This window comes from Hyphomonas sp. (assembly GCF_046313735.1).
Taxonomy (GTDB): domain Bacteria; phylum Pseudomonadota; class Alphaproteobacteria; order Caulobacterales; family Hyphomonadaceae; genus Hyphomonas.
Genome location: NZ_JBKBXW010000016.1, coordinates 67,112 through 75,363 on the forward strand (window position 1 = coordinate 67,112; position 8,252 = coordinate 75,363).

9 protein-coding genes and 1 riboswitch are annotated in these 8,252 nt (G+C 64.3%); of the genes, 5 read left to right on the top strand and 4 right to left on the bottom strand.

The features are described from left to right. Positions 1 to 14: 14 nt before the first annotated feature. Positions 15 to 2,288, bottom strand: coding sequence for a spermidine synthase (locus ACK4SV_RS09555; RefSeq protein WP_409917598.1), 2,274 nt, complete (start codon positions 2,286 to 2,288; stop codon positions 15 to 17). 109 nt (positions 2,289 to 2,397) lie between these two features. Between ACK4SV_RS09555 and ACK4SV_RS09560 the strand changes: the two genes are divergently transcribed. From ACK4SV_RS09560 to ACK4SV_RS09570, 3 genes are all read left to right on the top strand, one after another. Next, complete coding sequence (locus ACK4SV_RS09560) at positions 2,398 to 3,150, top strand: phosphodiester glycosidase family protein (RefSeq protein WP_409917599.1); 753 nt, start codon at positions 2,398 to 2,400, stop codon at positions 3,148 to 3,150. A gap of 130 nt (positions 3,151 to 3,280) precedes the next feature. Further along, positions 3,281 to 3,622 carry an ArsC/Spx/MgsR family protein gene (locus ACK4SV_RS09565; RefSeq protein ID WP_409917600.1) on the top strand — a complete coding sequence of 114 codons (342 nt, stop codon included), beginning with the start codon at positions 3,281 to 3,283 and terminating at the stop codon, positions 3,620 to 3,622. 67 nt (positions 3,623 to 3,689) lie between these two features. Continuing rightward, positions 3,690 to 4,574 carry an alpha/beta hydrolase family esterase gene (locus ACK4SV_RS09570; protein ID WP_409917601.1) on the top strand — a complete coding sequence of 295 codons (885 nt, stop codon included), beginning with the start codon at positions 3,690 to 3,692 and terminating at the stop codon, positions 4,572 to 4,574. Positions 4,575 to 4,583: 9 nt separating this feature from the next. Here ACK4SV_RS09570 and ACK4SV_RS09575 read toward each other — a convergent pair whose 3' ends face one another. The 3 genes from ACK4SV_RS09575 to ACK4SV_RS09585 form a co-directional block, all read right to left on the bottom strand. Continuing rightward, positions 4,584 to 5,030 carry an SRPBCC domain-containing protein gene (locus tag ACK4SV_RS09575; RefSeq protein ID WP_409917602.1) on the bottom strand — a complete coding sequence of 149 codons (447 nt, stop codon included), beginning with the start codon at positions 5,028 to 5,030 and terminating at the stop codon, positions 4,584 to 4,586. Between the two features lie 11 nt (positions 5,031 to 5,041). Beyond that, complete coding sequence (locus ACK4SV_RS09580) at positions 5,042 to 5,389, bottom strand: ArsR/SmtB family transcription factor (RefSeq protein ID WP_409917603.1); 348 nt, start codon at positions 5,387 to 5,389, stop codon at positions 5,042 to 5,044. 77 nt (positions 5,390 to 5,466) lie between these two features. Beyond that, positions 5,467 to 5,697, bottom strand: a complete 231-nt coding sequence (locus ACK4SV_RS09585; protein WP_409917604.1) for a hypothetical protein — start codon at positions 5,695 to 5,697, stop codon at positions 5,467 to 5,469. A 108-nt stretch (positions 5,698 to 5,805) separates the two neighbouring features. Then, positions 5,806 to 5,904: riboswitch (TPP riboswitch) on the top strand. Between the two features lie 33 nt (positions 5,905 to 5,937). On the opposite strand from ACK4SV_RS09585, the gene thiC reads away from it, so the two are divergent. Together thiC and ACK4SV_RS09595 are read left to right on the top strand one after the other, a co-directional pair. Next, a complete protein-coding gene (thiC, locus tag ACK4SV_RS09590) occupies positions 5,938 to 7,818 on the top strand; it encodes a phosphomethylpyrimidine synthase ThiC (RefSeq protein WP_409917605.1) in 1,881 nt (626 codons plus the stop codon). Beyond that, positions 7,815 to 8,147: a DUF262 domain-containing protein gene (locus ACK4SV_RS09595; protein WP_409917606.1), complete on the top strand. Its 333-nt coding sequence runs from the start codon at positions 7,815 to 7,817 to the stop codon at positions 8,145 to 8,147. The genes thiC and ACK4SV_RS09595 overlap by 4 nt, the downstream gene beginning before the upstream one ends. The last annotated feature ends 105 nt before the right edge of the window (positions 8,148 to 8,252 follow it).

Genomic DNA, 8,252 nt, shown 5'->3' on the forward strand with positions numbered 1-8,252 from the left:
ACGCAGCTTTGGTCTCACCGCTTCTTGTGGACGACCCTGTCCCACATGGCGCCAGGGATGTTGGAATAATCATCCGTCCACGGCCGGCCGCCATCGGCCTCGAGGTTTGTCCAGCCGGTTGCGAGGTTGAGGCCGGTCAGCGCCTCTTCGGTGCGCGCGAGGGCGACGACGCCGCTGGCCTGGGCGCGGTAGTCGGGCGCGTTCTGATTGTCCGGCGATTCGAACTTGACCCTGGCGGGTACGCCGAGATCGGCGGCGATCCGCGCCACGACGGTTTCCAGCGCAAGATAGCGGTTGGAGACATGGATCAGCACCGCGCCATCATCGCCGATTTTCGAAAGGTACAACTCCACCGCTTCACGGGTCAGCAGGTGCGCCGGGATCGAGTCCGAGGAGAAGGCATCGACAAGGACGAGATCGAAGCTCTCGTCGGGCTCTTCGGCCAGCGTCAGGCGGCCATCGCCGAGCACGATCCTCGATTCCGGTGCGCAGTCTGAGATGAAGGTGAAATAATTCGGATCGCTCGCGATGCGCGCGACGATCGGGTCGATCTCGAAGAAGACGTATTCCTGCTCCGGCCAGGCGTAACAGGCGACCGAGCCGACGCCGAGCCCGATCATGGCGGCCCGGCCCGGCCGTATATGCGCGTTGAATACCTGGCCGATCGGCGTCTCCGGCGCGTAATAGGTGGCGGGCCGCCAGGCTTCTTCCGGATTGAGGGACTGGGCGCCGTGCAGCGTCGTGCCGTGCACCATGAGCCGGTAGCCGAGCCGGTCCTGTATGCGCACCACGCCGAAGAAGCCGCGTTCCGTGTGCAGGCTGTCGGTCGTCGGACTTGTGGCCGTCACGATGCCCCACAGCGCGAGCGCAGCGGCCACGCTCGCGATCCGGGAGACATAGCCAAGGCAGACGGCGACAAGGCCGGCCACCAGCAGCAGGAAATAGGTGCGGACCTGATCGTCGGCCAGGATGTCGACATGGGGGACCGAAAAGGCAAGAATCGCAGCCACGACGGCGATGACGATGGCGGCCAGTGTCCGGATAAAGCCACCCATGAGGGGATTCGGCATCAGCAGGACCGCCGCGACGAGCATCATCGGATATTCGACAATACCGTTGAAGATGACCGGTGCGGCCAGCGCGTTGAAGGCGCCGCCGAGGACCCCGCCCAGCGACATGATCAGATAGAATTCGGTCAGCCGGCCTGCCTCGGGCCGGCTTTCGGCTAGGAGGCCGTGACAGCCTACGGCCACCGCGAAGAGGGCGAGGAGGTGCACCCCGAAGGTGACCAGTGTCGGGATGCCGGAGGCCTTGGACAGGCTGAAGAGGGCAAGCCCGGCAAGCAACGGAACGACCTGGCGCATCGTCGCGCTGGTGACGATGGGCTCGCGGGCAAAGACGATGACGAAGCTCGCGATATAGAGGAACAGGGGCGGCGCCCAGAGGAAGGGCGCGCTGGCGACATCGGTTGCGATATGGGTGGTTGCCCCGAGGAGGAGGCTCGACGGGACAAAGGCGAGGACCAGCCACCAGAGGCGCTGGCGCCAGCGGGACATCCCCTGCCCTGCCGCCAGCCCGTCCCGCGGCCCAGCCTCCGGCAAGGCCGGTTCCACCGAAGCCGGCAAGGCGGACAGCCCCGGCCCGCGCGCCGCCGCAAGGCCGCATCCGATCAGCATGAGGCAGAGCGCGCCATACCCGATGGACCAGGCGCCAGCCTGCACGGCGAGTGGCGCCAGCGGCTCCAGCAGCAGGGGATATGCCGCGAGGCCGAGCAGGGAGCCGGCATTGCTGGCGGCATAAAGGTGGTAGGGATCGTGCGCATCCGCGCGGCCCGTGCGGGCATACCAGGCCTGGACCAGCGGCGCGGTTGCCGAGATGATCGCAAAGGGCGGCGCAATCGATACGCCGAACACGCCGATCAGCCAGAGCGCCGGGCGCTGCGGATCCGGCGGGCCGAGCAGTCCGCTGAGTTCAAAGGGCAATACCAGCGCCGCAAACAGCAGCAGCGCGCCATGCACGGCCACCTGATGGCGCACCGCCTTGACCAGCCGGACCAGAAGGTGGGCATAGGCATACCCGGCCAGAAGCGCCGCCTGGAAACAGACAAGCGAGACATTCCACACATTCGGCGACCCGCCGAGCAGCGGCGTTGCCATACGCGCAAACATCGGCTGGACGAGGAACACCAGCGCGGCCGAGACAAACACGGTCGCCACGAACAGGAGGCCGGCCGGATCGCTGAACCCCGCGCCGGAGCGCCCGTTGCCCGTCATCGTCTGGTCAGTCATTCACGGCTCCCATTGATTTCAGGCGGGTCTGCCCGCTGGTTGACCCGATGGCCAGCCTGCTGCATCAGGCGGCATTGTGAATCCGGGATGTATCACTAACCTGTAAACTATGCGTTCCGGCCCGATTCTCCTTGCCCTGTGCGGCGCCCTGACCGCTGGTTGCAGCGGGCTGCAGGATGGCCCCTGCCGGACCCGCAATTTCGAGAACCTGCCCTATCTGGTCTGCACATTCGATGCGGGCGAGGACGATATCCGCCTCTTCCTGCGCGATGAGAGCGGGGCGCCCTTCGGCCAGTTCGACCGGGTGGCAAACCATGTCGCAGCCCAAGGCGGCAGCCTGATCTTCGCAATGAATGCGGGCATGTATCATGATGACCGCCGCCCGGTGGGCCTTTATGTCGAGGAGGGCGAGACCGAGATGGGCCTCGTGCGCTCCGCCGGGCCCGGCAATTTCGGGATGCTGCCGAACGGCGTGTTCTGGATCGACGGCCCGCGCGCCGGGGTCACGGAGAGCCTGGCCTATGCCGAGGCCTTCGAGGAGGGCCCGCCGCGCTTTGCAACCCAGTCCGGCCCGATGCTGGTGATCCGCGGGGAGCTGCATCCGGGCCTGAACCCTGACGGGACGAGCCTGAGGCGCCGCAACGGTGTCGGCGTCAGCGCCGATGGCCGGCAGGTGCATTTTGTGATTTCGGACGTGCCGGTGAACTTCCATTCCTTCGCGCGGATGTTCCGCGACGGGCTCAGCACGCCGAATGCGCTCTATCTCGATGGCGCGATCTCGAAGGTCTATGTGCCGGCGCTGGAGCGCAACGAGACCGGCCTCGACATGGGCCCCATCGTGGGCGTGGTGGTTTCGCCGTGAAGACGCTGGCCTTGTCTCCGGAGCGAGGGTTTGACCTGTGAGCGGCGCTCAACGCTGATATGAGGCGGTTGCCGCCGGGCACCGCCATCCATATCTGCCCGCCGTCGCACCAGCCTCAGGAGAGAGCCCCATGAACCGCAAGCTGTTCGGCCTGAAGAATTGCGATACCTGCAAGAAAGCCCTCAAGGAGCTGGAAGCCGCCGGCAAGCCGGCAGAGTTTGTCGATATCCGCGCCGAGGCAGACCTTGCCTCGAAACTGCCGCGCTGGATTGCGGCCGCCGGCGACAAGCTCGTCAACCGCAGCAGCACCACCTGGCGCAACCTGCCCGATGAGGACAAGGCGCGGGCCAACGGCGTGACGCTGGAAGGCCTCCTGCTGGGCAATCCGACGCTGATCAAACGCCCGGTCATCGAGACCGAGAGCGAGGTTCTGGTCGGCTGGACGGCGGAGACGAAGGCAAGGATCGGGTAATCGGCTGCAACGGATTTAAAACGCGCCTGCGTTTAACTCGGGACACTACCCAAGCGGAGCCCCGAGAATGCGTGCCTTCTTTGCCCTGTTCCTCACCGCCAGTCTTTTCTTCTCGCCTGCCGCCACTGCCTCGCCCGGCCGCGCCGCAGAGGGCGAAACCCTGACTGTCGGCACCGGCCAGTCCGCTCGGGAATTCATGCTCTTCCGACCCGCAGGTACGTCCGGCCCGGTCCCGCTCGTCATGGTTTTCCATGGCGGCGGAGGCGGAGACGACTGGATGGCCGGACGATCACGCGAGCTCAACCGCACACTGACAAATGCAGGCTATGCTGTCGCCTATATGAATGGTTCTGCCCGCCATCGCCGTGAGAAACTGCGCACCTGGAACGCCATTCACTGCTGCGCATACGCCGCAAGGCAGCGGATCAACGAAGCCGCCTTTGCCGACGCCGCAGTCGACCTGCTCGACCAGCGCATCGGCATTGACCGCACGCGGATATTCCTCACCGGCCACTCCAACGGCGCCATGCTCAGCTACCGCCTTGCCGGCCAGATGAAAACCACGCCCCGCGCCATCGCCCCGGTCAGCGGCGCGATCTTCGCCGACCAGCCGGCGATCCCCGCCCGGACCTCGATCTTCATGTACCATGCGAAAAACGACGATGTGCTCAGCTTCGACGGCAACCCCGATGACAAGGCCGAACGCTGGCGCACCGCGCCGCATCTCGGTTTCGTCGACGCCGAAGCGAGGCTCGCGGAACTCAAATCCTGCGGCCGCGCCTCCCCCGCCGGCGGCCCCGCCGGTCTTGCCACCACCACGCGCACCTGCACTGGCGGCTCCGTCCTCATCGCGACCGCTGCCGAGACCGGTGGCCACGAGTGGCCTGCCCGTCCGCAGGCGGATTACCGCATCGAAGATGCCCTGCTTGAGTTTTTCAACAGCCAGCGCTGATCCGTGCCCTCACGCCGTCACCAGCATCCCGCCAAGCCGGTCGAGCGCGCTGACCCAGCCCTCCTCGACACCTTCGAGCAGGTCTGACCCGTCCACCGCAATCGTCTGGAGGGTCAGCGCAAGGCGCGTGCCCGTGCCTTCCGCGATGAACTCGGCCGAGACGAGGCTCATGCCGAGGAGGGCAGAAGGATCGCTGATCACCTCGGTATAGATGATCCGCTTGTCCGGCACGATATCGTGATACCGGCCGATGACGGTGGCGATCTCTTCGCCGCCCACGATGCAGGTCTGCTGGTCCACGCCGCCGACACGAAAATCCGCGGCATCATTGCGCACCTCGACCTCATCGGACGGTGAGCCCCAGAGGCGGCGGATGTCCGGATCGGCCCAGGCGGCAAACACGCGCGCAGGGCTGGCCGAATAGACGCGCTGCATCTGCGCCGTGCGGTGGGCCATGCTCTAATGGCTCATTGGGTATCTCCCTTGCGGTCCAGAATATCGCCCAGCCGGTCGAGCCGCGACCGCCAGGCGGCCTCGTACCGGTTGATCCATTGGTCGAGCGCGGCGAGGCGTTCAGCCTGTAGCCGGCATGTGCGTACGCGCCCTGTCTTGACTGTGGTGATCAGGCCGGCCGCCTCGAGCACCTTGATGTGCTGGAGGAAGCTCGGCAGCGCCATGTCATAGGGCGCGGCAAGGTCTGCAACGCTCGCCTCGCCTTCTGAAAGACGGGCGATGACCCCGCGCCGCGTTGCGTCCGACAGGGCGTGGAAGCCCTTGTCGAGGAACGCTGCGCTGTCTGTCTGTTTGTTAGCCATTTGCCTAACTTATTAGGCGCGATGCCGCGCGTCAAGTCAGTTAGGCCAATTCCTTACTTATCGGGAGCGTTGCCTGGCTAGTCCCGGTCTGACCGCTCGGCGATGTCGCGAGCGACATCCTGCACGGCGTTGTCGGTCGCCTCGGCCACCTGTTCTGCCACGGCGGTGGCCTCGGTTGCGGCGGCGCCGAACAGCCTGTCCATCCGCGCACCGGCCGATTCGAACGAGCCATCGACGAAGCGGAACATCACCATGACGGCGACGAACAGCACGAGCAGGGCGGTGAGAAGGGCGTGGAAGGCTTTCATGACGGGCCTCATTAGCGTTGCGTTCGCCTTGGTTAATGCGCGAGGCGGGAAGAGGTTCCAGCCCTTGCGGCGCCCCCTTTTCCCGGCGCGGCATCGCGGCTATGGTCGGCGAAATCCGAGGGGTGTCCGGCATGGGGCCGGGCTGAGAGTTACCCTTTGAACCTGATCCGGGTCATGCCGGCGCGAGGGACGGAACCGAACGCTAGAACATCCCGGGTCTTCCGCAAGCAGGAGACCCACATGAACAAGCCCACCAAGCCCGGCGACTTCACGCCCCCGAAAGTGACGACCGGGCCCCTGCCCGCGAGCCGCAAGGTCTATACCTCGCCTGTGCCCGGCCTTGCCGTGCCGCACCGGGAGATTGACCTTCATCCGTCTGCGAATGAACCGCCTGTGCGCGTGTATGACACGTCCGGCCCCTATTCCGACCCTGCGGCGACCATCGATGTCGAGAAGGGCCTGCCGCGCCACCGGCGGGACTGGGTGCTCGAGCGCGGCGGCGTGGAAGAATATGAGGGGCGCGAAGTGCGCCCCGAGGACAATGGCGGCGCCACCGGAAAATACCTGGCTCGGGAATTCCCCGTGAAGCATAAGCCGCTGCGCGGCCTGCCGGGCAAACCCGTGACCCAGTATGAATTCGCCAAGGCCGGCATCATCACCAAGGAGATGATCTATGTGGCCGAGCGCGAAAACCTTGGCCGCCGCGCCGCCCTTGAAAACGCGCGCGCGCAGATCAAGCAAGGCAATTCCTTCGGCGCGGAGATTCCGGAATTCATCACGCCGGAATTCGTCCGTTCAGAGATCGCCCGCGGCCGCGCCATCATCCCGGCCAACATCAACCATGCCGAGCTGGAACCGCAGATCATCGGGCGCAACTTCCTTGTGAAGATCAATGCCAATATCGGCAACTCCGCTGTCGCTTCCTCGGTCGAGGAAGAAGTGGAGAAAATGGTGTGGGCGACGCGCTGGGGCGCGGACAATGTGATGGACCTCTCCACCGGCCGCAACATTCACAACACCCGCGAATGGATCCTCCGCAACAGCCCCGTACCCATCGGCACCGTGCCGATCTATCAGGCGCTGGAGAAAGTGAACGGCGTCGCCGAGGACCTGACCTGGGAGGTCTACCGCGACACGCTGATCGAGCAGTGCGAACAGGGCGTGGACTATTTCACCATCCATGCCGGCGTGCGCCTTGCCTATATCCACCTCACCGCCAGGCGCGTCTGCGGCATTGTCTCGCGCGGCGGCTCGATCATGGCGAAATGGATGCTCGCCCATCACAGGGAATCGTTCCTCTACGAACATTTCGAGGACATCTGCGACATCATGCGCGCCTATGATGTTTCCTTCTCGCTCGGCGATGGCCTGCGGCCCGGCGCGATTGCCGACGCCAATGATGCCGCGCAGTTTGCAGAACTGGAAACGCTCGGTGAGCTGACGAAGATTGCCTGGGCGAAAGGCTGTCAGGTGATGATCGAAGGGCCCGGCCATGTGCCGATGCACAAGATCAAGGTCAACATGGACAAGCAGCTCGCCCTCTGCGGCGAGGCGCCGTTCTATACGCTTGGCCCGCTCGTCACAGATATTGCGCCCGGCTATGACCATATCACGTCGGGCATCGGCGCGGCGATGATCGGCTGGTTCGGCACGTCCATGCTCTGCTATGTGACACCCAAGGAGCATCTGGGCCTGCCCGACCGGGATGATGTGAAGGTCGGCGTGATCACCTACCGCATCGCCGCCCATGCCGCCGACCTTGCCAAGGGCCACCCGGCGGCGCAGCTGCGCGATGATGCCTTGTCACGCGCGCGGTTTGAATTCCGCTGGGAGGACCAGTTCAACCTGGCCCTAGACCCCGAAACCGCCCGCGACTTCCACGACCAGACCCTGCCGAAAGACGCGCACAAGGTGGCCCATTTCTGCAGTATGTGTGGCCCGAAATTCTGCAGCATGAAGATCACCGCCGAAGTGCGCGACTATGCCGCCGGAATGTCCGAGAACGAACGGCTCGACCTGGAGCGGCAGGCCGCAGAGGCGAAGCGGGGGATGGAAGAGAAATCGCTTGAGTTTAGACAAAAAGGTGGCGATCTCTACGTTGGGGGAAAATCTCTACCATGAGTACGACGATCACAAAGGTTACCAACAATTCGAACGAAATGAGCTTCTACGAGCTGTTTTCGCAATCCAACCAAATTCAAATTCCGTTGTTTCAACGAGAGTATGTTTGGACTGAACGACAGCTCAATCGAATGATTGATGAAATCGACAAAGTAGTAAGTGGAGAAGACGATTCACGATTTCTTGGAGCGATTATCTCGGTCGCCAGAGAACCCAACCCCCCACAACCGCAAGCGTATGAAATCGTAGATGGACAGCAGCGGCTTTCCACCCTCTTTCTATTTGTCCTGGCGGCGGCATATGTTGCGGCTAGTGACCCAGCCCCCTGATCCGGGCCGTTTAATTGGAGACTCTGTTCGCCTTTCTTTCTGGTTGGGGGTGGGTGGTCAAGGCCCGCTGAGCGGAGCTCTTGCGTAGCTCAGGCGAAGCGGGCC

Excerpts from the sequence above, each read along its gene's own strand:
- ACK4SV_RS09555 (WP_409917598.1), bottom strand. The coding sequence starts at position 2,288 with ATGACTGACCAGACGATGACGGGCAACGGGCGCTCCGGCGCGGGGTTC.
- ACK4SV_RS09560 (WP_409917599.1), top strand. The coding sequence starts at position 2,398 with ATGCGTTCCGGCCCGATTCTCCTTGCCCTGTGCGGCGCCCTGACCGCT.
- ACK4SV_RS09565 (WP_409917600.1), top strand. The coding sequence starts at position 3,281 with ATGAACCGCAAGCTGTTCGGCCTGAAGAATTGCGATACCTGCAAGAAA.
- ACK4SV_RS09570 (WP_409917601.1), top strand. The coding sequence starts at position 3,690 with ATGCGTGCCTTCTTTGCCCTGTTCCTCACCGCCAGTCTTTTCTTCTCG.
- ACK4SV_RS09575 (WP_409917602.1), bottom strand. The coding sequence starts at position 5,030 with ATGGCCCACCGCACGGCGCAGATGCAGCGCGTCTATTCGGCCAGCCCT.
- ACK4SV_RS09580 (WP_409917603.1), bottom strand. The coding sequence starts at position 5,389 with ATGGCTAACAAACAGACAGACAGCGCAGCGTTCCTCGACAAGGGCTTC.
- ACK4SV_RS09585 (WP_409917604.1), bottom strand. The coding sequence starts at position 5,697 with ATGAAAGCCTTCCACGCCCTTCTCACCGCCCTGCTCGTGCTGTTCGTC.
- thiC (WP_409917605.1), top strand. The coding sequence starts at position 5,938 with ATGAACAAGCCCACCAAGCCCGGCGACTTCACGCCCCCGAAAGTGACG.
- ACK4SV_RS09595 (WP_409917606.1), top strand. The coding sequence starts at position 7,815 with ATGAGTACGACGATCACAAAGGTTACCAACAATTCGAACGAAATGAGC.